Annotated in this window: 22 protein-coding genes; 18 read left to right on the forward strand and 4 right to left on the reverse strand. The window is 39.6% G+C overall.

Annotated features, from left to right (window positions below; genetic code table 11):
• Positions 1-1,446 carry a UDP-N-acetylmuramoyl-L-alanyl-D-glutamate--L-lysine ligase gene (locus HMPREF2607_RS02170; RefSeq protein ID WP_021143575.1) on the reverse strand — a complete coding sequence of 482 codons (1,446 nt, stop codon included), beginning with the start codon at positions 1,444-1,446 and terminating at the stop codon, positions 1-3.
• A gap of 94 nt (positions 1,447-1,540) precedes the next feature.
• Between HMPREF2607_RS02170 and HMPREF2607_RS02175 the strand changes: the two genes are divergently transcribed.
• From HMPREF2607_RS02175 to HMPREF2607_RS02190, 4 genes are all read left to right on the forward strand, one after another.
• Positions 1,541-3,172 carry a putative polysaccharide biosynthesis protein gene (locus tag HMPREF2607_RS02175; RefSeq protein ID WP_014633916.1) on the forward strand — a complete coding sequence of 544 codons (1,632 nt, stop codon included), beginning with the start codon at positions 1,541-1,543 and terminating at the stop codon, positions 3,170-3,172.
• A 116-nt stretch (positions 3,173-3,288) separates the two neighbouring features.
• Entirely contained in the window at positions 3,289-6,069 is a 2,781-nt protein-coding gene (locus HMPREF2607_RS02180) for a cation-translocating P-type ATPase (protein ID WP_037599040.1), read from the forward strand.
• A 293-nt stretch (positions 6,070-6,362) separates the two neighbouring features.
• Entirely contained in the window at positions 6,363-7,457 is a 1,095-nt protein-coding gene (locus HMPREF2607_RS02185; RefSeq protein WP_037599041.1) for a cystathionine gamma-synthase, read from the forward strand.
• A 10-nt stretch (positions 7,458-7,467) separates the two neighbouring features.
• Positions 7,468-8,631, forward strand: a complete 1,164-nt coding sequence (locus HMPREF2607_RS02190; protein ID WP_070475565.1) for a MalY/PatB family protein — start codon at positions 7,468-7,470, stop codon at positions 8,629-8,631.
• Between the two features lie 35 nt (positions 8,632-8,666).
• On the opposite strand, the gene HMPREF2607_RS02195 is transcribed toward HMPREF2607_RS02190, so the two are convergent.
• Complete coding sequence (locus HMPREF2607_RS02195; RefSeq protein WP_261674260.1) at positions 8,667-10,271, reverse strand: glycoside hydrolase family 32 protein; 1,605 nt, start codon at positions 10,269-10,271, stop codon at positions 8,667-8,669.
• Between the two features lie 277 nt (positions 10,272-10,548).
• On the opposite strand from HMPREF2607_RS02195, the gene HMPREF2607_RS02200 reads away from it, so the two are divergent.
• The 11 genes from HMPREF2607_RS02200 (at position 10,549) to HMPREF2607_RS02250 (ending at position 21,238) form a co-directional block, all read left to right on the forward strand.
• Complete coding sequence (locus tag HMPREF2607_RS02200) at positions 10,549-13,464, forward strand: glycoside hydrolase family 68 protein (protein ID WP_070475573.1); 2,916 nt, start codon at positions 10,549-10,551, stop codon at positions 13,462-13,464.
• Between the two features lie 89 nt (positions 13,465-13,553).
• Positions 13,554-14,183, forward strand: coding sequence for a uracil phosphoribosyltransferase (upp, locus tag HMPREF2607_RS02205; RefSeq protein ID WP_002883819.1), 630 nt, complete (start codon positions 13,554-13,556; stop codon positions 14,181-14,183).
• A 173-nt stretch (positions 14,184-14,356) separates the two neighbouring features.
• Entirely contained in the window at positions 14,357-14,947 is a 591-nt protein-coding gene (locus HMPREF2607_RS02210; RefSeq protein ID WP_002883818.1) for an ATP-dependent Clp protease proteolytic subunit, read from the forward strand.
• Positions 14,948-15,032: 85 nt separating this feature from the next.
• Positions 15,033-15,482, forward strand: a complete 450-nt coding sequence (locus HMPREF2607_RS02215; protein WP_021143581.1) for a YlbF/YmcA family competence regulator — start codon at positions 15,033-15,035, stop codon at positions 15,480-15,482.
• Positions 15,475-15,756, forward strand: coding sequence for a YlbG family protein (locus HMPREF2607_RS02220; RefSeq protein ID WP_002890011.1), 282 nt, complete (start codon positions 15,475-15,477; stop codon positions 15,754-15,756). The genes HMPREF2607_RS02215 and HMPREF2607_RS02220 overlap by 8 nt, the downstream gene beginning before the upstream one ends.
• A gap of 154 nt (positions 15,757-15,910) precedes the next feature.
• The gene (locus tag HMPREF2607_RS02225) at positions 15,911-17,086 is read left to right on the forward strand and encodes an ABC transporter substrate-binding protein (protein WP_002883756.1); all 1,176 of its coding nucleotides are present in this window, start codon (positions 15,911-15,913) and stop codon (positions 17,084-17,086) included.
• A gap of 43 nt (positions 17,087-17,129) precedes the next feature.
• Positions 17,130-18,014 carry a branched-chain amino acid ABC transporter permease gene (locus HMPREF2607_RS02230; RefSeq protein ID WP_002883743.1) on the forward strand — a complete coding sequence of 295 codons (885 nt, stop codon included), beginning with the start codon at positions 17,130-17,132 and terminating at the stop codon, positions 18,012-18,014.
• A gap of 3 nt (positions 18,015-18,017) precedes the next feature.
• Positions 18,018-18,968: a branched-chain amino acid ABC transporter permease gene (locus HMPREF2607_RS02235; RefSeq protein WP_002883720.1), complete on the forward strand. Its 951-nt coding sequence runs from the start codon at positions 18,018-18,020 to the stop codon at positions 18,966-18,968.
• Position 18,969: 1 nt separating this feature from the next.
• The gene (locus HMPREF2607_RS02240) at positions 18,970-19,734 is read left to right on the forward strand and encodes an ABC transporter ATP-binding protein (protein ID WP_021143582.1); all 765 of its coding nucleotides are present in this window, start codon (positions 18,970-18,972) and stop codon (positions 19,732-19,734) included.
• Complete coding sequence (locus HMPREF2607_RS02245; protein ID WP_002883761.1) at positions 19,734-20,444, forward strand: ABC transporter ATP-binding protein; 711 nt, start codon at positions 19,734-19,736, stop codon at positions 20,442-20,444. The genes HMPREF2607_RS02240 and HMPREF2607_RS02245 overlap by 1 nt, the downstream gene beginning before the upstream one ends.
• Before the next feature lie 134 nt (positions 20,445-20,578).
• Complete coding sequence (locus HMPREF2607_RS02250) at positions 20,579-21,238, forward strand: CBS and ACT domain-containing protein (RefSeq protein WP_002890017.1); 660 nt, start codon at positions 20,579-20,581, stop codon at positions 21,236-21,238.
• 148 nt (positions 21,239-21,386) lie between these two features.
• Here the strand turns inward: HMPREF2607_RS02250 and cysK are convergent, their stop codons facing one another.
• Both cysK and HMPREF2607_RS02260 read right to left on the reverse strand, forming a co-directional pair.
• Positions 21,387-22,313, reverse strand: coding sequence for a cysteine synthase A (cysK, locus tag HMPREF2607_RS02255; RefSeq protein ID WP_002883742.1), 927 nt, complete (start codon positions 22,311-22,313; stop codon positions 21,387-21,389).
• 101 nt (positions 22,314-22,414) lie between these two features.
• On the reverse strand, positions 22,415-23,041 hold the full coding sequence (locus HMPREF2607_RS02260; protein ID WP_021143583.1) for a YigZ family protein: 627 nt from the start codon (positions 23,039-23,041) through the stop codon (positions 22,415-22,417).
• 54 nt (positions 23,042-23,095) lie between these two features.
• On the opposite strand from HMPREF2607_RS02260, the gene HMPREF2607_RS02265 reads away from it, so the two are divergent.
• The 3 genes from HMPREF2607_RS02265 to hpf all read left to right on the forward strand — a co-directional run bounded on the left by HMPREF2607_RS02265 (position 23,096) and on the right by hpf (position 25,685).
• Entirely contained in the window at positions 23,096-24,415 is a 1,320-nt protein-coding gene (locus HMPREF2607_RS02265; RefSeq protein WP_021143584.1) for an ATP-dependent helicase ComFA, read from the forward strand.
• The gene (locus HMPREF2607_RS02270) at positions 24,396-25,058 is read left to right on the forward strand and encodes a ComF family protein (RefSeq protein ID WP_070475576.1); all 663 of its coding nucleotides are present in this window, start codon (positions 24,396-24,398) and stop codon (positions 25,056-25,058) included. The genes HMPREF2607_RS02265 and HMPREF2607_RS02270 overlap by 20 nt, the downstream gene beginning before the upstream one ends.
• A 78-nt stretch (positions 25,059-25,136) precedes the next feature.
• Positions 25,137-25,685, forward strand: a complete 549-nt coding sequence (hpf, locus tag HMPREF2607_RS02275) for a ribosome hibernation-promoting factor, HPF/YfiA family (RefSeq protein WP_002883786.1) — start codon at positions 25,137-25,139, stop codon at positions 25,683-25,685.
• The last annotated feature ends 85 nt before the right edge of the window (positions 25,686-25,770 follow it).

The following is a 25,770-nucleotide window of genomic DNA, read 5'->3' on the forward strand; positions in this document are numbered from 1 at the left end:
TTACAAATATTTTTTAGCGACTTCAATATCGCCAGCATAGTTATCGCGTTTACCATTTACGATCTGGAAGGCATCGGCACCTTTACCGGCAATAACCACAGCGTCTTTAGAGTCTGTAGTCTCAGACATTGCTGTTTTGATTGCTTCCTCTCGATCGACAATGATACGAACCTCGCGACTGATGTGACTAGCAATTTCCTGACAGATAGCAAGAGGATCCTCCTTGTTAGGATCATCGGCTGTTAGGATGACATCAACATCAGGGTAGGTATTGAGGACATGTCCAAAGTCTTTACGACGGCTTTCACCCTTATTTCCTGGAGCCCCTAGAATTAGACTAATACGACCATCTTGATGGCTGGTTACGACTTGTAAGAGCTTATCTAGGCTATCTCCATTGTGAGCATAGTCAACAAATGTCTTAGCCCCATTAGTTTGGGTTAGAACCTCCATACGCCCTGGAACAGAGGTTTGAGCGATTCCTTCCTTGATGTCTTGAAGGCTAGCTCCGAGACGTAGGCAGGCCAGACCAGCAGCCATAGCATTGTCCTGGTTAAAGTCACCGATAAGTTGGATATCATAGTCACCGGCTAATTTCCCACTTGCCTTAAAGCTAAAACCAGAGCCATGTTTAACAGCGTTGTCGGAGTTTTTACCATAGAAGTCATGCTCTTTATCCACAACTTCCTCAGCGATAAAATCAAAGTGATCCATACCGCTATTAACAATAACAACTCGACTGTTTTCCAAGAGAAGACGCTTATGGTAGAAGTAGTCTTCAAAGGTTGGGTGTTCAATAGGCCCAATATGGTCTGGGCTGATGTTAAGAAAGACACCTACATCAAAAGTCAGTCCATAGACACGCTTAGTCAGATAGGCTTGACTTGAGACTTCCATAATCAGATGGGTCATGCCATTAGCAACAGCTTCAGCCATCATACGGAAAAGGTCCAAACTCTCAGGTGTTGTTAAGGTAGACTTGAAGAAGTTTTTTCCGTCTAGTGTCGTGTTCATGGTTGAAAGCATAGCAGGTTTATGACTTTGCTTGAGAATATTGAAGGCAAAGTAGGCTGCTGTTGTTTTCCCTTTTGTCCCAGTGAAAGCCAGCAATTTAAGCTTGTCTTGAGGGTATTGGTAGAAGGCCTGAGCAACGAGGCTCATAGCCTGCTTAATATCTGATACGATAATGGCAGGTATTCCCACTTGATAATCTTTCTCAGCCACGTAGAAACTCAAGCCAGCTTTGACAGCATTCTCTAAAAATTCAGGCTTGAAAGCAGCTCCTTTGGCAAAGAAGAGGGACGATGGTGTGACATCACGACTATCATAAGAAAGATGATCAAAAGTCACCCCAGTCCATGAATAGTAGTAGTTGTCTTGGTCGATAATATCTCTAAAATTATGGTCCTTTTTAAGAACCTCTAGAACTTGTTCAATAGTAATCATAGTTCCTATTTTAGCCTTAATGTTCTTGTTTTACAAGTCACAGCCAAAAGTTTATAATAAACTAGATTATATTTTATTCTCTAGAAAGAAAGTTATGACTGAAACTAAAACTGATACACAGCAGCAGCAGATGCTAAGAGGGACGGCATGGATGACAGCATCCAATATTATCAGTCGTCTATTGGGGGCACTCTACATTATTCCTTGGTATGCTTGGATGGGTAAACAAGGTGACCAAGCCAATGCCCTTTTTGGTCAAGGGTATAATATTTATGCTCTTTTCCTCTTGATTTCAACAGCAGGTATTCCAGTCGCAATTGCCAAACAGGTGTCTAAATACAACACACTTGGAAAGATGGAGACGAGTTTCTTCTTACTCAAGCGTATCTTGTATTACATGATTGGTCTCGGACTTATCTTTGGCGTTTTCATGTACTTTGCTTCGCCGTGGATGTCTTACCTTTCTGGGGGAGACGAGGATCTGGTTCGCGTCATGCGTAGTCTTTCTTGGGCAGTTGTTATTTTCCCATCGATGTCTGTTTTACGAGGCTTTTTCCAAGGCTTTAACAACATGAAACCTTATGCCTTGAGTCAGATTGCGGAACAGATTATCCGTGTTATTTGGATGCTGTTGGCGACCTTCTTCATCATGAAAATTGGGACAGGCGATTATGTGACAGCAGTTGTCCAATCGACTTTTGCCGCTTTTATCGGTATGTTGGCTAGTTATGGGGTGCTTTTCTTCTACCTTTGGAAGGAGGGTAAACTCAAGAGTCTTTTTGGCAAGCAGGCTGTTCATCCGGATATCAATCCAACTGCAATTGTTATTGAAACCTTTAAGGAAGCCATTCCTTTCATTATTACTGGGTCAGCAGTTCAACTTTTCCAGTTGATTGACCAATGGACCTTTATCCGTACTATGGAGAAGTTTACAAGCTATAGCAACAGTCAGCTTCAGGTTCTCTATGCTTACTTGTCTTCAAACCCAAGTAAGATTACTATGATTTTGATTGCTGTAGCTATCTCCATTGCTGGGGTTGGGATTCCACTCTTGACTGAAAATATGGTTAAGAAGGATCTTAGGGGAGCAGCTAAACTGATTATTAATAACTTACAGTTGCTTTTGCTCTTTATTGTTCCTGCCATTGTAGGATCAGTGATTTTAGCTAAACCACTTTATACAGTCTTTTATGGTGCGCCAGATAGTCAGGCCCACTTGCTCTTTGTAGCCAGTCTGATTCAAGTTATTTTCTTGGCCTTGTATAGCGTTTTAGCACCAATGCTTCAGGCAATCTTTGAAACCCGCAAAGCTATCAACTATTTTGCGATTGGGGTTTTAGTTAAGGCTATTCTACAGCTGCCATTGATTATTTTCTTAGGAGCCCTTGGCCCGGTTATTTCAACAGCCATCGGTTTAGGTGTTCCAATTGCTCTCATGTATAATCACCTCCACACTGTTACGCACTTTAGTCGTAAGACAGTGTTTAGAAAAGCCTTGCTCATCTGTATCCTTACGGTACTCATGGCTATTCCAGTTGCGATCTTCTATTGGTTGTTCCAGTTTGTATTGTCACCAACAAGCCGTATGGGTAGTGTGATTTACTTGGTCATTGGAGGAGGCCTTGGAATCGGTGTCTACGGCGTTCTTGCTCTTGTAACTCGTATGGCTGACCAACTACTTGGTGCCCGAGCTGCTAGTCTGCGTGCTAAATTACATATTAAATAAAATCTAAACCAAGTCATGTGGCTTGGTTTTTTTCTTTTCAACCTTTTCTGAAAAAGGAGTATAATAGGGGTGAAAAAATGAAATCGTTTTAATGATTTAGAATCGAGGAAAGGATTATGGTTGATTCTAGACAAGAACATATAAAATTAGGGACCTATCCTCCCGAACAAGTTTACCAAGTCTTGCAGACAAGCCCTCAGGGTTTGAGCTCACAAGAGGTTAAGGAGAGGCAGGCGACGTATGGCCCTAACCAATTGAAGGAAAGTAAGAAGGAGCCTATTTGGCTGACCTTTTTCAGACATTTTACTAGTCTTATGGCACTCTTATTGTGGGGTGGTGGCTTTATCGCCATGCTTTCTCATAGTTTAGAGTTGGGGATTGCAATTTGGTTGGTCAACATTATTAATGGTCTCTTTAGCTTTATTCAAGAATATAGGGCGAGTCAGGCTACGGCAGCTCTTAATAAGCTTCTTCCATCCTATGCGCGAGTTCTTCGTGATGGTAAGGAGGATAAGATTCTAGCTCAGGACTTGGTGCCAGGTGACTTGGTTTTCATTGAAGAAGGAGACCGTATTTCTGCAGATGGACGCTTGGTCGCTGTGACAGATTTGCAGGTTAACCAGTCTGCCCTCACTGGTGAGTCTAATCCTATTTATAAGTCAGATCAAGCAGATTTGACTCCCGACAAGACTGAGTTAGAGTATGACAATATGGTATTTGCAGGGACTACTGTCTCTTCTGGTTCTGGACATTTTATAGTATCTGCTATCGGGATGAAAACTGAGTTTGGACAGATTGCGGATTTGACACAGAATCTTGCTCAGGAAAAGAGTCCCCTTCAGAAAGAATTAGACCATTTGACTAAACAGATTTCAGTTATTGCGGTGTCTGTAGGTCTCTTCTTTATGGTGGCAGCGACTCTATTTGTCCATCAGCCTTTGTCTCAAGCCTTTATTTTTGCATTGGGGATGATTGTGGCCTTTATTCCTGAAGGACTTCTTCCCACAGTTACTCTATCTTTAGCCATGGCCGTTCAGCGCATGGCTAAGGACCATGCTTTGGTTAAGAAACTGTCTTCGGTTGAGACGTTGGGAGCAACTTCTGTTATTTGTTCGGATAAAACAGGGACTTTGACGCAAAATGCCATGACGGTTAACCATCTGTGGACTTTGTCAGACAGTTATGAGGTAACTGGGCTAGGTTATGCATCAGAAGGACAGATTGAGCAGGAAGGACGACCTATTTCTCTTGAAGACAATGAGCTTCTTAATCGTTTGGTACGATTCTCTCATTTGGCTAGTAATGCTCAAGTTGTGGCCCCTAGTGCTGATAATCCCAATTTTACAATTTTAGGTGATCCAACTGAGGCTTGTCTTAATGTTCTCGCCGAAAAAGCAGGAATTAATTTAAATGACAATCATACTTGGGCCCCTCGCCTCAAGGAAATCCCCTTTGATTCTGATCGTAAACGGATGACAACAGTGCATAAGCTTGAGTTAGGATTAGATGGCAGTCAGCATATTTCTATCACCAAAGGTGCTCCGAAAGAAGTGATGGAGCTTTGCTCAGACTATTATGATAATCAAGGAATGATTAAATCATTGACAGCTACTGAGCGTCAGGCTATCCTTGCGGCCAACGACCAGTTTGCCCGAGACGGTTTACGTGTTTTAGCTGTGGCCTATAGACCTTTAGACAGTGAGCATATTGGAGAAGACAAATGGGACATGCAGACCTTGGAGGACAATATGGTCTTTCTAGGCTTGGTTGCCATGAGTGATCCGCCACGTCAGGGTGTGCGTGAAGCCATTGAAAAATGCCATAGAGCTAGTATTCGTATTATCATGGTGACAGGTGATTATGGTTTGACAGCTCTTAGCATTGCTAAGAAAATCGGAATTGTACAAGGAGACGATGCGCGTGTTGTTTCAGGCCTTGAACTAGCTGGTATGGATGACAATCAGCTTAAAGAAGCTCTTAAAGGCGAAATCGTTTTTGCTCGTGTGGCTCCTGAACAAAAATACCGTGTGGTCAATGCCCTTCAAGAGCTTGGTGAAGTTGTCGCTGTTACTGGTGATGGTGTTAATGACGCCCCTGCCCTTAAAAAAGCTGATATCGGTGTAGCTATGGGGGTATCAGGAACTGATGTTGCCAAGGAATCTGCAGATATGATCTTAACAGATGATCATTTTGCTTCTATTGTTCATGCTGTCGAAGAAGGTCGTGCAGTTTATAGAAATATTCAAAAATTCCTGACTTATATTTTTAATTCCAACACGCCAGAAGCCGTACCCTCTGCTTTCTTCTTGTTCTCTTTGGGACGCATACCTCTTCCCTTAACGGTTATGCAAATCCTAGCTATTGACTTGGGGACAGATATGGTACCTGCTTTGGGATTGGGGGTTGAACCACCTGAAGAGGGCGTTATGGATAGACCGCCAAGACGTCTTTCAGATCGCTTGCTCAATCGACAATTATTGATTAAAGCTTTTGTCTGGTATGGACTGATTGAAGCAGCCTTAGCTATGGGGGCTTTCTTCCTTAATTATTGGGTTAATCAAGGTAATTTAAACCATTTGGCCAGCTCAGGTCCTCTTTATCGAGAGGCAACCACTATGACCTTAGGTGCTATTATCTTTACCCAAATTGGTATGGCTATGAATAGTCGTAAAGGTAGAGGGTCTATATTCCAAGTTAATCCATTTGCTAATCGTATTATTAGCTTAGGGATTGTTTTAGAAATTGTCCTCTTTATCCTCCTGTCTTACGTGCCTTTCTTCCACACGTTATTTAACACTGCACCTATTGGACTTGATGATTGGCTCTATTTACTTGCTTGTCCGTTTGTTATTATGGCTTTGGAAGAAATCAGATATCGCTTATTTGATAAAAAGTAAGTCAGTGGCATACCTTAGATTGAAGCAAGACTTTTAAATCATTTCTTAGCGCCTGAAACGATAATGTTTCAGGCACTTTTTGATGCTTGAAAACCTACTTTCGAAAATCTCAAAAATTGGGCTTATTTTAAATTAGAGTCAGTATCTATCTGTCTTTTTAGGTTATAGAAATAAACTATAACTAACTATCAAGAATCCGTATGATGAACTTACCATTATTTTCAGAAAATAGTGATAAAATAGAGGTCATAGATATGGAGCATATCCACTTTACCATGTAGAAAGGGCACATTATGACACAAGAATATCAATTAGAAACCGTTTTGGCACACGCAGGAATCAATTCGGATGAAGCAACAGGAGCCTTGGCTTCACCAATTCATTTTTCAACAACTTACCAACATCCAGAATTTGGCCATTCTACTGGTTTTGACTATACACGAACTAAAAATCCAACACGCGCAACAGTGGAAAAAACACTTGCAGCTATTGAAAAAGCAGATTATGCTATTGCGACAAGTTCAGGGATGAGCGCCATTGTTTTGGCCTTTGAAATTTTCCCAGTAGGCAGTAAGGTTGTAGCTGCACGTGACCTTTACGGAGGTTCTTTCCGTTGGTTTAATGACAAGGAAAAAGAAGGGCGTTTCTTTTTTGAATACACTAATACAGAAGACGAGATGATTGCGGCTATTACAGAAGATACCGATATTGTCTACATCGAAACACCGACAAACCCACTTATGATTGAGTTTGATATTGAAAAAGTGGCCAAAATTGCTCATGACAAGGGTGCGGTGGTGATTGTTGATAATACTTTCTATAGCCCAATCTATCAAACCCCGATTACTCAAGGTGCTGACATCGTTGTACATTCAGCTACTAAATATCTATCAGGGCATAATGATGTTTTGGCTGGTGTTGTTGTGACCAGCAACCAAGAATTCTACGATAAACTTTATTATAACCTCAATACTACTGGTCCTACCTTGTCACCATTTGATAGCTATATGCTCATGCGTGGTCTTAAAACCTTAAAACTTCGAATGGAGGCATCGACAGCCAATGCTCAAGAAGTTGTAGCTTTCTTAGAAAAGTCACCAGCTGTTAAGGAAGTCCTCTATCCAGGCAAGGGTGGTATGATTTCCTTCAAAGTGGCTAATCAAGACAAGATTCCTACCATTATCAATTCTCTAAAGGTCTTTACCTTTGCGGAGAGTCTAGGTGGTGTCGAAAGCTTGATTACCTACCCAACGACACAAACCCACGCAGATATTCCAGGTGATGTGCGTGCTTCCTATGGTTTGACAGACGACTTGCTTCGTCTTTCAATTGGTATTGAAGCAGCACAAGATTTGATTGCTGACTTGGAAAATGCCCTTAGTCTTTAAGGAGTTATCTATGACACGTTATGATTTTACAACACAACCAAATCGCTTGGATCAAAATACCATGAAATGGCACGAAGCCGAAAGTAATCCAGAACTACTTGAGCTTTGGGTTGCTGATATGGACTTCCTACCTGTTCCTGAGATTAGGGATGCAGTTATCAACTATGCTGAGACACATATTTTTGGTTATCCTTATCCAAGTGAAGAGCTTTATCAGTCCATCATTAATTGGGAAAAAAATCAACACGGTTACGTCGTTGATAAAGAGAGTATTGTTCTCATTGAAGGTGTTGTTCCAGCCATTTCAACAGCTATTCAAGCCTTTACCAAAGAAGGTGATGCTGTTCTCATCAACACACCAGTTTATCCGCCTTTTGCTCGTTCGGTCCGTTTGAATAATCGTCAGTTGATTGAAAATAGTCTTGTTAAGGTTAATGGCCATTTCGAAATTGATTTTGAACAGTTGGAACGTGATATCGTCGAGAATGATGTTAAACTTTATGTTTTCTGTAGTCCACATAACCCAGGTGGGCGTGTCTGGACTAAAGAAGAATTGACTAAGGTAGCAGATTTGTGCCAGAAACATGGTGTCCTCTTGGTATCTGATGAAATCCACCAAGACTTAGCCCTATATGGGAATAAGCACATCTCTATGAATACTATTTCAGATGCTTACAAGGACTTTACCTTGGTGCTTAGTTCGGCTACTAAAACCTTTAATATTGCTGGGACCAAAAACAGTTTTACTATCATTGAAAATGAAGACTTACGTAAAGCCTTTAAACAAAAGCAATTGGCAAATAATCAACATGAAATTCCAACCATTGGATTGATTACCACCCAAGCAGCTCTGACCTATGGGCAACCTTGGTTAGAGGAATTGAAGACTGTCTTTGAAACTAATATTGACCTTTTAACCAAGGAACTTAGTGAAAAGACTAATATCAAGGTCATGAAACCTGAGGGAACTTACTTGGTTTGGCTTGATTTTTCAGCTTATGATCAAGACCATAATGAACTTGGACGTTTACTTAAAGAAGAAGCCAAGGTAGTGCTAAATGACGGTATTACTTTTGGTTCCGAAGGAGAAAAACATTTCCGCTTTAACGTAGCTACGCCAACTACAGTTGTTACTGAAGGAGTTAAACGTCTCGTTTCTGTCTTTGGAAAATAATAAAAGTGATGCGAACAGCATCACTTTTATTATTGTTATGAGTGTACATCGTAGATTTTCAAGTTTAATAGAAGATCTTTCTGAGTGGAGAAGACCTTGACATCCTGCCTGCCAGAGGTATTAAATCTGGCTAGAGTGTAGGTTTGGCCATTGGGGAAGAAAATTTCCAAGCTACGATTATCTGTAATAAGCGTTATAGTGATATTATCAGTTTCCTTATAGTGACTGTCAGCTTTATAACCTTGACCGTTACCCAAGAGACCATCGTAATAGTAAGAAGAGGCAGTTTGACTACCATCCATGCTGTTATTCAGTTCAGCAGCATAGGCAGAGACCTGATAGGTACCACTTGTTATTTGGTAGGCGATTTTAACGTAATCAGAGCCTTGCCAGATATCAATGTAGATATAGCCTCCTTCTTTCTTAATATTTGAAAAATGCAGTTGGTAATACCCCGCACTATTTTTTTCAGCAAGGTCAAGAAGGCCATTAGCATTCTGATTGTGACTTTTATCAATCCAAGGTTTTCTATTGTCACTGGTGAGTGGCCTTTGACTCGAAATGTTGCCGTTTTGATTTTTGAGGGTTAATTGTTCATTTTTATAGAGGGGAGCGGACTGAATAATACCGTCCTTATCCAGTTGTAGCTGTCTGGGTGTAGCGTAAAAACCGATAGTTTTTAGAAAATCACTCTTGGCCTCTTGGTCACTGTGAATGCCTGACGTGAAGTAGTTCCAATTACCAACCCAGCCAAGACTGATAAGGTTATGGTTGCTTTCTTCGATTCGATTGCTTCCAGTGAAGTTAGCGCCATAATAGTCAGAGCCTTGATCTAAGCGTTTTGTTTCTGTATCTGCAATAAATAAGCCGTTACCATCTAAATGCCCTACAGTATAGTAGGTTCCAGTTGTTTCGCCTGAAGCTGTATCCTTAGCTCCAAAAAAGAGAATTTGCTTGTCCTGACCGTCAGTTGTTGTCATTGTTTTTAGAACGGGACACTCGATAGGAGCGTTGTCCTGCCAGTTACGACCCTTAAAAAATGTTTCGGGTAGGATTTTGGAGTCTCCCTTGCTATCTGCTTTGGTCCAGTTGATACCATCTTGAGATTGATAAACACCTAAGGCGTCACCTTCAGCGACATACATGAGTAATTTGTCTTTGAAGTGGAAGACATAAGGATCGCGGAAATCTTTACCGTTATAGGATTGTTCCTTTGTCAATAAAGGTTTACCATCTTTTAGGGTTTTAGTAAAGCTAGCTCCCTTGTCATTTGATGCACTAGCATAGATTGCCTGGCTTCCATCATCCATGAGTCCAGTAAAATAGGCGACAGGTTCTTCGTTTTGGATACCAGAAATCCCCTGACTATCTGTGACTACACTACCTGTCCAAGCAGAATGCCACCCCTCTTTAGGGTCACCACCCTTTGCTGGTATAGCAGTCTCTTGTTTACTATAGGTGATAAAATCTTTAGTCGTTGTATGTGTCCAATCTTGACCGTTGGGTCCAAAAGGGTCAGTAGCCCCATCCACAGAGTGTAGAAAATAGATATCATAGTAATTTTTTTCTTGATTCCACACGATAGTCTGTAGGTCGTTAGACCATCCTTTATGAGATGCTAGATGAAAGGTTTGACTCACAGAAACCTTATTTGTTTTTTGGGAAGGATTGTTAGCGTTCTCATTTTTTATTATAAAAACAAAAAATAAAATTAAAAAAACGAGAGCTAAAATTAGAGGTGAATATTTTGATTCCATATAGTGATATTTCCTGATAAAATTACTTATTTTGTAGTTATTATTTTAACAAAAAAATAGTTTTTTACAAAAAATATAAATTTGTCATTAAAAAAAGATTGGAATTTAGATTAAAAAATGATAGAATAAAACATGTGAAAACCTAAAAGGAGAGTTTAATATGGATAGTACAGTTAATTCACAGTCAAATACAGTAGCACCAAAGCAAGCAGAGTGCAAAAAGATGCGTTATAGCATCCGTAAGGTTGCCACAGTAGGGGCAACATCAGCGCTCGTTGGTACCTTGGCATTTTTGGGTGCCACTCAGGTAAAAGCTGATCAAGTTACAGAAACAGCACCAGCGGTAGCTACTGCGACAGCAACACCAGAAACAAGCACAGCATCTCTAACGGTAGCCAGTGAAACAGCAACAAGTGTGGCAACTTCAGAAGCAGTTGAATCTTCAGTTGCACATTCAGAGGTTGCAACTACACCAGTTACAGAGACACAACCAAGCAACACAACTCCATCAGTAGTCGAAGAAAAGGTGTCTAGCACAGTAGTGACATCTTCATCAGATGCAACAACACCTTCAGCAACTGTTGCTGCGGTTTCTGCTCCAGCTCATACATCAGAGGCTGCAGTAGAGGCACCAACTTCAACAGCAAGCTCAGAAACAGCTGATACACACACTGAAGTAGCCCTTAAACCTACTGAAAACAGCGCTGCTAATGCAAACCTTAGCAAACTTAACGGTCGTATCAAGTCTATTGTTGAAGATAATATGACCTCAGATCAAATCGTTGCCTTGACTGAGGAAGAAATTAAAGCACTTAATAAAGTTGACTTTAGCGATGATGCTATCAAGGGTACAGGTACTAGCTTGACTTACCGTAACTTGAAAGATATCGTTGCTAGCTTCTTGAAGCAAGACAGCAAATTGGCAGTTCCTTACTTTAAAGCAGATACAATCATCAATATGCCTGCTTTCAACACTGTTGATGCCCAAACGATGAAAAAAGAAGAAATCGACGTTTGGGATTCTTGGCCAGTCCAAGATGCTGAGTCAGGTGTAGTAAGCAACTGGAACGGTTATCAGTTGGTTATCTCAATGGCCGGTGCACCAAATAAAAACTCAAACCACATTTACTTGCTCTATAGTAAATACGGAGATAATGACTTTACACATTGGAAAAATGCGGGTCCAATCTTTGGTTATAATGCCCTTGAAGATGACCAACAATGGTCAGGTTCAGCGACGGTAAACTCTGACGGTAGTATCCAACTTTACTACACTAAGAATGATACTAGCGGCGGTAAATTGAACTGGCAACAATTGGCTAGTGCTACACTTAACCTAGCTGTTGAAAACGACGAAGTTGTTATTAAGTCAGTTGAAAATGACCACATTCTCTTTGGTGGGGATAACTATCATTATCAAAGTTATCCAAAATTCATGAGTACTTTCAACGATGACCACAACCACGATGGAAATCCAGACCGTACAGATAACTACTGTCTTCGTGACCCACACATCATTGAAGATAACGGTAGCCGTTACCTTATTTTTGAATCAAATACAGGTGACGAAAACTACCAAGGCGAAAAACAAATTTACAAATGGTCAAACTATGGAGGAGATGACGCCTTTAACCTTAAGTCATTCCTCAATATTGTTAATAATAAACACCTTTACAACCTTGCATCATGGGCAAATGGTTCTATCGGTATCTTGAAACTTGATGATAATGAGAAAAATCCATCTGTAGCTGAACTTTACACACCGCTTGTCACTAGCCACATGGTTACTGATGAAGTAGAACGTCCAAGTGTTGTTAAGATGGGTGGCAAGTATTACCTCTTCACTGCTTCACGTATCAACAAATCTACGGATGCTGAAGGTACTGTAGCAGCGCGTGAAGCTGTCGGTGATGACGTTGTCATGCTTGGATTCGTATCAGACAGCCTCCGTGGGAAATACCGTCCACTTAACGGCTCAGGTGTGGTCTTGACAGCCTCTGTTCCAGCTGACTGGCGTACATCTACCTATTCTTACTATGCGGTTCCTGTTGAAGGATCATCAGATACTCTCTTGGTTACTTCTTACATGACTAACCGCGGTGGTATTGCTGGTGCTGAGAATAAATCAACATGGGCTCCAAGCTTCCTCATCAAGATGAATGCAGATGATACTACAGAAGTTCTTCCTAAGATGACCAACCAAGGGGACTGGATTTGGGATAAATCTAGTGAAAGCTTGGTACACGTGGCCGATCAAAACAGTGCTAAATTGCCAAATGAGGACTATAACGTAGATTATTATGCAGTGTCAGATTATGGTCTTAAACCACATACTTATCCTACAGTTGATGGTTCACCGGGCGTTTCTGAAGCTCGCGGTGTCTTAACTGTAACTGTTAAAGATGGTGAAGACAAGAAATCAGATAAATCAGAAACACCAGTAAATCCAACAGAAGGTAATCATTCTGTTGATGATAAGTCTAACAAACCAGATACACCTTCTAAACCAGCAGACAATAATCAACCATCAACTAATAAAGAAGATAAACCAGCAACGCCGACGAATCCAGATTCTCCAGTTCGTAATCCGTTCCCTTATTTCACAGACCGCCCATCTAATGATAATAATTCATCAGATGATCATCATGTAGAGGTTCCTGCGAAACCTTCAACAGAGAGTTCTGTGGGTGACCGTCGTCCAGTAGCTCAAGCTACAGAGATTGCGTCACCAGTACCAGAGGCTATTGTAGCAACTGGACCAACTGTTTCAACGACTCCTGTTAAAGAAGAGTCTGTCACTGAAACAGAAGCTCCAAAACCAGCTAAGTCTGAAGAGGAAGTTCAGTCTCACGGAGTCGCTAAAGCTGATGAAGTAACTAAGTCTGATGAGTCAAGTAAAGACAACAATACTAAAGTTGCTGCCAAACTTGCTACGACTCCTAAGACACCAAGTGATTCAGAAGGTTCAAAGAGCAACATTCTTTCAATCTTGGCGACTATCTTTGCAGCAATTGCAAGTCTAGCTCTTCTTGGCTATGGTTTGGTCACAGGAAAGATTCATTTGCCTAAAAAATAATCCTTTTCAAAAACGTTTGCAGTAAAGCAAGCGTTTTTTTTGCCTTTTTGATATAATGGAGTGAATATAAAGCAAAGGAAGAAACTATTATGGGTAAATTTCAAGTTATTTCACATCCACTGATTCAACATAAACTTTCAATCCTCCGTCGTGAGGATACTTCTACTAAGGACTTCCGTGAGCTAGTTAATGAAATTGCTATGCTCATGGGTTACGAAGTGTCTCGTGACCTTCCTCTCGAAGAGGTTGAAATTCAAACACCAATTACTAAAACTGTACAAAAACAACTTTCTGGTAAGAAATTGGCGATTGTTCCAATTCTTCGTGCGGGTATTGGTATGGTCGATGGTTTCCTTAGCCTTGTACCAGCAGCTAAAGTTGGTCATATTGGTATGTATCGTGACGAGGAAACTCTTGAGCCAGTTGAGTACTTAGTTAAATTACCAGAAGACATTGATCAACGTCAGATCTTTGTAGTAGATCCAATGCTTGCGACTGGTGGTTCAGCAATCTTGGCAGTAGACTCACTTAAAAAACGTGGTGCAGCTAATATCAAGTTTGTTTGCTTGGTTGCAGCACCAGAAGGTGTCAAAAAATTGCAAGATGCTCACCCAGATATTGATATCTACACAGCATCATTGGATGAGAAACTTAATGAAAACGGTTATATTGTTCCAGGTCTTGGAGATGCAGGTGACCGTCTCTTTGGTACAAAATAAGTTGAAAAGGGAAAATTTCCCTTTTTTTACTAGATTAATAAGTTTTAAGTGAAATTGTTATAGAAGAGTTTAGCACTCTTTTAGAAAGAGTGCTAAGAATGATGTTTTTTATTTGACCTAATTTGACTAAAATCATATAATAGCATCAAGACAATATTAAAAGGAGGATTCATATGATTCCTGTAGTAATTGAACAAACATCACGCGGTGAGCGTTCTTATGATATTTACTCGCGTTTGCTCAAGGATCGTATCATCATGTTAACAGGTCCTGTTGAAGATAATATGGCAAACTCAATTATCGCCCAACTCTTGTTCTTGGATGCTCAAGACAATACAAAAGATATCTATCTTTATGTTAATACACCAGGTGGATCCGTTTCGGCAGGTCTTGCCATTGTTGATACAATGAACTTCATCAAGTCTGATGTTCAGACTATCGTTATGGGGATGGCAGCATCTATGGGAACAATTATCGCTTCAAGCGGTACCAAAGGTAAACGTTTCATGTTGCCAAATGCAGAGTACATGATTCACCAACCAATGGGTGGTACTGGTGGCGGTACGCAACAAACAGACATGGCTATCGCAGCTGAACACTTGCTCAAGACACGTAATAACTTGGAGCAAATCTTAGCAGATAATTCTGGACAACCAATTGAAAAGGTTCATGTAGACGCTGAACGTGACAATTGGATGAGTGCTCAAGAAACGCTTGAATATGGTTTCATCGATGAAATCATGGCTAATAACCAATTAAAATAAACTGAGCTTGTCTTAAACAAAAGTCAGATGCAAATCGGTTGTATAAGGACCGTTTCATCTGGCTTTTTGTGTTATAATAGAAAACATGTTAATAATCAATGAGGAGTTGCTTGCGATTGATCAAGCTATAGAGTGTCTTGTTTCGTGTTTTATAAAGCTACCTGAGATAGAGAATTACCGTTTAAAACGCCAGAAATTCGAAAATGACAGAGAACTTCAAGAGCAACTCTTTGCATTTCAAGAATTAAAAGATAGCTATGATGCTGCTAAGGCGTATGAGGCTTTTAGACCAGATGTGAGAGAGTTGAAACGTCAGGTTTTGCGAATGAAGCGCCAAATTGATTTAAACGAGGTGGTTATTGGCTATCGTCGGGCAGAGTTCGATTTACAGACCATTTTAGCCAATCTTGGTGAGGAGATTGCCCAAGCTGTTTCAGACCAGATTTTTATTGATACTGGGCTACCTCTTGCCCCTCATAAACCACATCATAAAAAGGGAGACACTAACATAAAGGAGAAGATGAGTCATGATTAAGCGTCAAGGCATTATTGTTTATTTATACTACAATAGAGACTTACGTAAAATTGCCAAGTTTGGGGATGTTGTCTACCATTCTTATAAGATGCGTTATGTGCACCTTTATGTAGATGAGGACAAGGTCGAGGATATTTTGAAAGAGCTCGATGGAATGAAAGCAGTGAAAAAAGTTCTGCCTTCTTACTATTCTGATATTGATATGGACTTTGTAGGTAGTCTGGAACGTTACGACACCTCAGTCCCTGAACCGTTTAAGAACTTTTCTCTTTAATAAGAGAAAAGTTTTTTTCTTTTTAAAGAGTTATTCTTAAAGTAATGGAAACGATTACTGCCGCTAAAGCTTAGTTATGTGTAGTTGACAATTGTCTGATAATTCTGTAAGCTATAAGGTGGACTTTTTTAAGAAAATATTAAGGAGAAATCTTATGTCTAAAAAGATCACACTTATTGTGTTAGCCTTTTTTGCTTCCATTTTCTTGGTTGCCTGTGGCAAGTCACCAGATGTGACTGCTAATGCCAATGGTACTAAGATTGGCGATACCATCAAAATTGGTGTTAACATGGAGTTGACAGGTGCCGTTGCAGCCTATGGTAAGGCGGAGCAGAATGGTATTAAGTTGGCTGTTGACGAAATTAACAAAGCTGGTGGCGTCGATGGCAAAAAGCTTGAGCTTGTCACAAAAGATAATAAATCTGAAAATGCTGAAGCTTCAACATCTTCAACGAACTTGGCTATTCAGAGTAATGTAAATGCTATCGTTGGTCCAGCGACATCAGGTGCTGTTGCTGCGGCTAGCCTCGTATCACAAAAAACAGGGGTTCCTTTGCTGACACCTTCAGGTACGCAGGATGACCTTACGGTAGATGCTAATGGTACGAAGAAATTCGTTTTCCGTACAACCTTCAAGGATAGTTACCAAGGTAAAGTTTTGGCAGCTTATTCTTACAATAATTTGAATGCTAAGAAAGTAGTTCTCTACTATGATAATGCTTCAGATTATGCCAAAGGTATTGCGGATGAATTCAAGCGTGAATATAAAGGTCAAATCGTTACTGAAGCTACCTTTGCTTCAGGGGACAAGGACTATCAGTCAGCCTTGACAAAATTTAAAGACCTTGATTATGATGCTATTGTAATGCCAGGTTACTATACTGAGACTGGTATTATCACTAAACAAGCACGTGACCTTGGAATTGATAAACCAATCCTTGGACCTGACGGATTTAGTGATGCGAAATTTACTGAGCTTGCAGGTAAAAAGAATGCGTCAAACGTCTACTATGTATCAGGATATTCAACAAATGTTGCTCTTTCTGACAAGGCATCAGGTTTCATTAAAGCATATAAGAAAGCTTATAACACTGACCCAAATATGTTTGCTGCTCTAGCTTACGATTCTGTTTATATGATTGCAGAAGCATCAAAAGGTGCGAAAACATCAGTTGATATTGCCGATAACTTAGCACATTTGAAAAACTTTGTCGGGGTTACAGGTAAAATGACGATTGATAAGGATCATAACCCTATTAAAGCAGCTCTTATGGTTAAAAGAGATAATGGTGAAGAAGTTTCAGCGGAAGCCGTTGAAATTGAAAAATAATCTGTTATCTATACTAAAAATGAACTAGAAAGTTTGGTTATATATGTTTTTTGAACAACTTCCCCAACAACTAGTCAATGGTATCATCTTGGGTAGTATCTATGCCCTACTTGCCCTTGGATATACCATGGTTTATGGGATTATCAAATTGATTAACTTTGCTCATGGAGACATCTATATGATGGGTGCCTTCGTTGGTTACTATGCGATTAATAGCCTCGGAATGAATTTCTGGGTTGCCCTTGTCTTTGCTATGCTTGTCTGTGCGATTTTAGGGGTTGTCATTGAGTTCTTGGCTTATCGCCCACTCCGTAATTCGACACGTATTTCTGCCTTGATTACGGCTATTGGTGTCTCATTCTTCCTTGAGTACATCATGGTTCTCTTTGTAGGTGCAGATACACGTTCATTCCCTCAAAAGATTGCAATTAAGACTTATCATCTTGGATCAATCTCTGTAACAAATGTGCAATTGCTTATCTTGGTAGTTGCCCTTGTCCTTATGGTTGCTCTTCAATTGATTGTTAAAAAGACTAAGATGGGTAAAGCTATGCGTGCCGTATCTGTAGACAGTGATGCAGCTGAATTGATGGGTATTAATGTTAATAATACTATCAGCTTCACTTTTGCTCTTGGATCATCACTAGCAGGGGCAGCGGGTGTCCTTATTGGTCTTTACTATAACTCTATCGAACCTCTTATGGGTATGACACCAGGTATTAAAGCCTTTGTTGCTGCCGTTCTTGGTGGTATCGGTATTATCCCTGGTGCAGCACTTGGTGGATTTGTTATCGGTATTTTGGAGACATTATCAACTGCAATTGGTTTGTCAAGTTACCGTGATGCCATCGTTTATGGTGTCTTGATCGTTATCCTTTTGGTTCGCCCAGCGGGTATCCTCGGTAAAAATGTGAAAGAGAAGGTGTAAGACATGAAGAAAAATCTAAAAGTAAACCTTATTTGGTTTGGTCTTATCATTGGGCTCTTCCTTATCTTGAAAGGTCTTGAACTTTCAGGTATCATGAACCTTTACTACATCCAAATCTTAATGGGGATTGGAATCTCAATCCTTATGGGACTTGGTACTAACTTGGTTCTTGGTTTCTCAGGGCAATTTACACTTGGTCAAGCTGGTTTCATGGCAATTGGTGCCTATTCATCAGCTATCATCACTGGTATGATGCCAACATATGACGGTTTCTACCTCTCAATGGTTGTCGGTGTCATCATCGCAGCTATTGTTGCCCTTATCTTTGGTCTACCTACCCTTCGTTTGAAAGGTGACTACCTTGCCATTGCAACTCTTGGTATGGCTGAAATCATCCGTATCATTATCGTTAATGGTGGTGAATTGACCAATGGTGCCGCTGGTTTGACAGGTATCCTTCCCTATACTAGTTGGCCTGTAATTTATTTCTTTGTGGTAATCATTACCATTTTGGTGCTTAATTTCTTACGTTCAGCAACTGGACGTCAAGCAATCACTCTTCGTGAAGATGAAATTGCTGCTGAGTCAATGGGTGTTAATGTCACAAAAATGAAGGTTCTTATCTTTGTTATTGGTGCCATGATTTCAGCGATTGCTGGTTCACTTTATGTCAGCTACATCGGTACAGTCGTGCCGAAAGACTTCACCATCATGAAATCAATTGATTACCTTATCATTGCCGTTCTTGGTGGTCTTGGATCAATCACAGGTACTATCATTGCCGCTGTTGTTCTTGGTATTATCAACATGTTCCTACAAAATGTTTCAAACCTTCGTATGATTATTTACGCCTTGGCTTTGATTCTTGTAATGCTCTTCCGTCCAGGTGGACTTCTTGGAACAAAAGAACTCTATCTCTCAAAATTCTTCAATAAATCTAAGGAGGGCAAATAAAATGGCACTTCTTGAAGTTAAAAATCTGACTAAAAACTTCGGTGGTTTGACTGCCGTTGGTGATGTTTCAATGGAACTCAATGAAGGTGAGTTGGTTGGGCTTATCGGACCAAATGGCGCTGGTAAAACAACCTTGTTTAACCTTTTGACAGGTGTCTATGAGCCAAGTGAAGGGACTGTTATACTTGATGGTACAGTCCTAAACGGTAAAGCACCTTATAAAATCGCTTCACTCGGTTTGTCACGTACTTTCCAAAATATCCGTCTTTTCAAAGACATGACTGTACTTGAAAACGTTCTTGTTGGTTTATCAAATAAGCAACCTTCAAATTTCTTTGCATCTCTTTTGCGTTTGCCTAAGTACTATTCAAGTGAAGAAGAGTTAAAAGCAAAAGCTATGAAACTGTTGGCTATCTTCAACTTGGATGGTGAGGCAGATACACTTGCGAAAAACTTGGCTTACGGACAACAACGTCATTTGGAGATTGTTCGTGCACTTGCAACAGAACCAAAAATTCTTTTCCTTGATGAACCAGCTGCGGGTATGAACCCACAAGAAACAGCTGAATTGACTGCTCATATTCGTCAAATTCAAAAAGACTTCGGAATTACCATCATCTTGATTGAGCACGATATGAGTTTGGTCATGGATGTTACTGAGCGTATCTATGTTTTGGAATATGGACGCTTGATTGCCGAAGGAACACCTGATGAAATTAAGAATAACAAACGCGTTATTGAAGCTTACTTGGGAGGTGAAGCATAATGGCAATGTTGAAAGTTGAAAATCTCTCAATTAAATATGGATCGATCGAAGCTGTAAAAAACGTCAGCTTTGAAGTTAATGAAGGTGAAGTCGTAACTCTTATCGGAGCTAACGGTGCAGGTAAGACATCAATTCTTCGTACCATCTCAGGTCTTGTTCGTCCAACTGAGGGAACCATTTCTTATCTTGGAAACGACATCCACAAAACACCAGCACGTAAGATTGTTGCCGAAGGTTTGGCTCAAGTACCTGAGGGACGTCATGTATTTGCAGGATTAACCGTAATGGAAAATCTTGAAATGGGAGCTTTCCTTCATACAAATAAAGAAGAGAACGCAGCTCTCTTGAAAAAAGTCTTCCAACGTTTCCCACGTCTAGAAGAACGTAAGAATCAAGATGCAGCGACACTTTCTGGTGGTGAGCAACAAATGCTTGCAATGGGTCGTGCCCTTATGAGTCGTCCAAAACTTTTGCTTTTGGATGAACCTTCAATGGGACTTGCTCCAATCTTTATTCAAGAAATTTTTGATATTATCGAAGATATTAAGGCGCAAGGAACTACAGTTCTTTTGATTGAACAAAATGCCAATAAGGCTTTGTCAATTGCTGATCGCGGTTATGTTCTTGAAACTGGTAAAGTAGTTCTTTCAGGTACTGGTGAAGAACTTCTTGCATCAGATGAAGTTCGTAAAGCCTATCTTGGAGGATAAGAAAAAGCGCCCGAGGGCGTTTTTCTATCGTCTTATGCTGATTGTAAAATACTAATTTTTCAGTAAAATATTGCAATCGGTTTCAATTAGTGTGGTATAATACAAGTAAGAAATCATTCGGAGGAAAATGAAACATGGCAGTAAAAGATTTTATGACGAAACGTGTAGTTTATGTCTCACCAGAAACAACAGTTGCAGCAGCTGCAGATATTATGCGTGATAAAGGTTTGCGCCGTTTGCCAGTAATTGAACACGATAAACTTGTTGGGCTTGTTACAGAAGGTACAATGGCGGAGGCCTCACCATCAAAAGCAACAAGCTTGTCAATTTATGAAATGAATTATCTCCTTAATAAGACAAAAGTAGGAGATATCATGATCAAGAATGTCCTTACTGTTTCCAAATATGCTAGCCTTGAGGATGCAATCTATATCATGCTTCAAAATAAGGTTGGAGTCCTTCCAGTTGTGGACAATGACCAAATTTCAGGAATTATCACAGATAAAGATGTCTTTCGTGCTTTCTTGGAAATTTCTGGTTATGGTCAAGCTGGAATTCGTATTGGGTTGGAAGTTACAGATACTCCACGTGTTTTGGAAAAAATTGCGAACCTTATTGCTAGTGAGAATCTCAACATCGAACGTACAATTGTTGCCCCTAAAAATGACACTGTACTTCGTGTTGAACTTCAAGTTGAAGGAGAGATTGGGATTGAACAACTCAAGAAGGTTTTTGTAGAAGCAGGATTTACAGTTACTGAAATTGCAGAAACAGAAGCAAAAGAGTTAGACTAATAACAAGGATAAAAAAACAGAAAGTTTGTAGGAACAGTTCAGTGGAAATGAGATTAAAATCCTTACTTTTTCTAGTAATTGATGAACTACAGGCTTAACTTTATACAATAAAAAGAGGCTAGAGCATTATGCTCCAGCTTCTTTTTTATTAGTCTTGAAAATCGTAAAGTGTTGTAGAGAGGTAGCGCTCACCATTGTCAGGCAAGAGTGTCAAGACTTTTTTGCCTTCGCCAAGCTCAGCGGCAACCTTTAGGGCAGCAGCAATAGCAGCACCTGATGAGATACCAGCTAGGAAACCTTCTTGGCTACCCAATGTACGTGATGTTGCGATAGCTTCATCAGAAGGAATACGCACAACACTGTCATATGATTTTGTATCCAATGTGTCAGGAATGAAACCAGTTGAGATACCTTGGATTTTGTGTGGTCCTGGTTTATCACCATTCAAGACAGCAGATTCGTCAGCTTCGATACCATAAACCTTGATATTTGGATTGGCAGCCTTAAGGGTTTTTGAAACACCTGAAATAGTACCACCAGTACCGATACCAGCAACAAAAGCATCCAAACCTTCTGCACCAAAATCTTCAAGAATTTCTTGGCCAGTTGTAGCCGCATGAACAGCTGGGTTTGATGGGTTAGCAAATTGAAGAGGTACCCAACCATTGCGTTCAGCAGCAACTTCTTTAGCCTTAGCAATTGCACCCTTCATTCCTTCGCTACCAGGAGTCAAAACAAGCTCAGCTCCATAAGCTTGGATGATTTTACGACGTTCAACACTCATTGTATCAGGCATTACGATAACAACTTTATAGCCTTTAGCAGCACCGACCCAAGCAAGACCGATACCAGTGTTACCTGAAGTTGGTTCAACAATGGTATCACCAGGTTTAATCGTACCAGCCTTTTCAGCATCTTCAATCATACGAAGAGCAATACGGTCTTTTACTGAAGAACCAGGGTTGAATGCTTCGAGTTTAACGTAAACATCTGCTGATCCTTCTGGAACAATAGAGTTAAGTTTAATAACAGGTGTTTTTCCAACAAGTTCGGTAATTGAGTTGTAAATTGTCATATTTAAAATCCTCTTAATCTTTGATTGATGGTTCTAAGTATACGACGGTAGGGCCAACTTGTAAAATACATCTTCTTTATCACTGTGATAACGTTTGACTATCAGATAGGAATTTCAACGATTTTCTTTCCAGATTTTTCATAAGTAACTTTCCCTTGATAGAATTCGGTTAGTTCCTGACCGAGTCTTTCAATCTCAGACTCTTCGACAAATAAAGTAGTAGAAACATCTGATAAGAAAGTTGTATCAAATTCTTGGAGTCCTTCTTTTTCAAGGAAGTTGGAAAAGACTTGGTATTGAGAGTAGGTTAACTCTACGGTTAGTCCTGTTAATTCCTTGACTTCAACTCGGCCAATCTCTTCAATAGCATGAGCAACGCTACCAGAGTAAGCTCGGATAAGACCACCTGCCCCAAGCTTGATTCCTCCAAAATAACGAGTCACAACTGCTACGACATTAGTAAGACCTTGTTTTTCTAGAACAGTAAGCATAGGAACCCCAGCTGTTCCAGAAGGTTCACCATCATCACTGGAACGCTTAATTTGGCCATCATCACCAACGATTATTGCAGAGCAAGAATGATTGGCCTTGTGATGCTGTTTCTTAATCTGAGCGATATATTCTCTTCCTTCTTCCTCACGGCTGATACGTTTCAAGTGACAAATAAAACGAGATTTTTTTATTTCTTCTTCAACGATTCCATCGTTGGCAATAGTTTTGTAATCCATAAAAAAATTTTATCATAAAAAGATGAATTCAAACATATTTTCGAATAGAAAGATATGGTACCTAAAGAATATTATGGACGACTATTTACGAAAGAGCAGTTGCCAGTGAACTATCACCCAGAGGCTTTAACATTAGAAGGTATGATAAAGGTCGATAAACAACTTAGATGTAAAAGATGTTACAGTTGGATAGAGGAAGATTGGCAATTACCGGGAGGTCAGTATTATTGTAGAGCATGTATTGTCTTTGGTAGAAACCAAGAAGGAAAAGAACTTTATTATTTTCCTTCCAAAACATCAGAAATTGAATTTCCTGTTTTGAAGTGGTTTGGAGAACTGACTCCCTATCAAGCTAAGGTCTCAGAGAAACTTTTGAGAACTTATCAAAAACAGAAAGATAGTCTCGTACATGCTGTGACCGGTGCTGGTAAGACAGAAATGATTTATAACATCGTTGCCTATGTTCTGGAAAATAAAGGTCATGTAGCTATCGCAAGTCCTCGGGTTGATGTTTGTCGAGAACTATTTCTACGTATGAAAAGGGATTTTACTTGTAGTATTTCCCTGCTTCATGCTGAGAGTGAACCATATGATGGTAGTCCGCTTGTAATAGCTACCACACATCAACTACTAAAGTTTTACCAGAGTTTTGACTTAGTTATTGTAGATGAAGTAGACGCATATCCCTTTGTAGGAAATGTCATGTTAAATCATGCTGTAGAACAGGCGAAGACCGAAACCGGTCGATTTATTTACTTAACAGCGACTTCAACATTATCTTTAGAAGAGCAAGTTCGACTTGGGACTTTAGAAAAGCATCACCTTGCTAGACGTTTCCATGGAAATCCTTTAGTACTTCCTAAATTCTTCTGGCAGGGCAGATTACAAAAATCTCTGACAAGAGGCAAGCTTCCAAGACCTCTTCTTTATCAGATTAAAAAGCAACGTAAATCAAAATTTCCTCTATTAATCTTCTTTCCAAATATAGCGATAGGTGAAAAGTTTACAAGTATTCTACAAAAATATCTTCCAGATGAAAAAATGGCCTTTGTTTCCTCAAAAAGCGAGAAGCGTTCAACTATCGTAGAGAAGTTCCGAAAAAAAGAACTGTCTATCTTAGTGACAACAACTATCCTCGAACGTGGTGTAACCTTTCCACAAGTAGATGTTTTTGTTTGTATGGCAAATCATCACTTATATACTAGTTCGAGTCTTATTCAGATTGGAGGAAGAGTTGGAAGATCACCAGATAGACCGACAGGAAAGCTTTATTTCTTTCATGAAGGACTATCCAAATCAATGCTTCGGTGTCGAGAAGAGATAAAGGTTATGAATAAAAAAGGAGGGTTTAACAATGAAGTGTCTGCTATGTAATGATTGGATTGAATCACTACCAAAATTAAGAGAACTCATTATGTTTAACCAAAGAAAAGAGTACTCTTGCCGATCATGTAAACATCAGTTTAAAAACCTCTCAAAAGAAAGATGTCAAAATTGTAATAAAGAGTTATATGGAGATGCTTGTATTGATTGTAAACTTTGGATGAAAAAAGGCTATATTCCTAAGCACCTTGCTATTTATCGATATGAGGAAAATATGAAAGAGTATTTTAGTCGCTATAAATTTATGGGAGACTATTGTCTTAGAAAAATATTTCAACAAGATATTAAAAACAACTTAAAACCATTTTTGAAGAAAGGTTATACCATAGTGCCAGTCCCATTATCGGAAGAACGCTTGGCAGAAAGAGGATTCAACCAAGTTGAGGGATTGATAGAGGGAATTCCCTATTGGGATATCTTTGAGAAAAGAGATATTGAGAAGCAATCCTCAAAAACACGCGAGGAGCGTCTAAGTCAAGATAATGCCTTCTGTCTCAAGGAAGGTATAAATCTACCAGATAAGATTATTATAGTGGATGATATCTATACAACGGGTTCCACTTTATATCAGATGGTTCAACTGTTAGAAGGTATAGGTATTAAAGAAGTTTTGACCTTTTCACTAGCTAGATAATAAAAATCCTTGCAAATTTTCATGAAAAGGATATAATAAAGATAAAGAAAACGCTAACAAGCGAGAAAGAGGTCTTTTATGATTAAATATAGTATCCGTGGCGAAAACATCGAAGTAACTGAAGCACTTCGTGACTATGTTGAAAGTAAACTTAGCAAAGTTGAAAAATACTTCAACGAAGACCAAGAATTGAATGCACGTGTAAATCTTAAGGTTTATCGCGAAAAGACAGCTAAAGTAGAGGTTACTATTCCAACAGGTTCTGTAACACTAAGAGCAGAAGATGTTTCGCAAGATATGTATGGTTCTATTGACCTAGTGGTTGATAAGATTGAAAGACAAATCCGTAAAAACAAAACAAAAATTGCACGTAAGCATCGTGAAAAAGTTCCAACAGGAGAAGTATTCTCAGCTGATTTTAATAACGAACAAGTTGAAGAAGCACCAGCTGTTGAAGTTGTAAGAACTAAAAACATTGAGTTGAAACCAATGGATGTTGAAGAAGCCATCCTTCAAATGGAATTGTTGGGTCATGACTTCTTTATCTATACTGATAGCGAAGATCATACAACTAATGTTCTCTATAAACGAGAAGACGGTAACTACGGTCTGATTGAAGCTAAATAATAAAAAAGGAAGTAGGTTGAGAAACGTGCTTCCTTTATTTTTTTCAAAAATCTATTGACAAGTATTGATTTGGATGTTAAGATAT

Origin of the sequence: Streptococcus sp. HMSC078H03, assembly GCF_001808655.1 — a bacterium.
GTDB lineage: Bacteria > Bacillota > Bacilli > Lactobacillales > Streptococcaceae > Streptococcus > Streptococcus salivarius_G.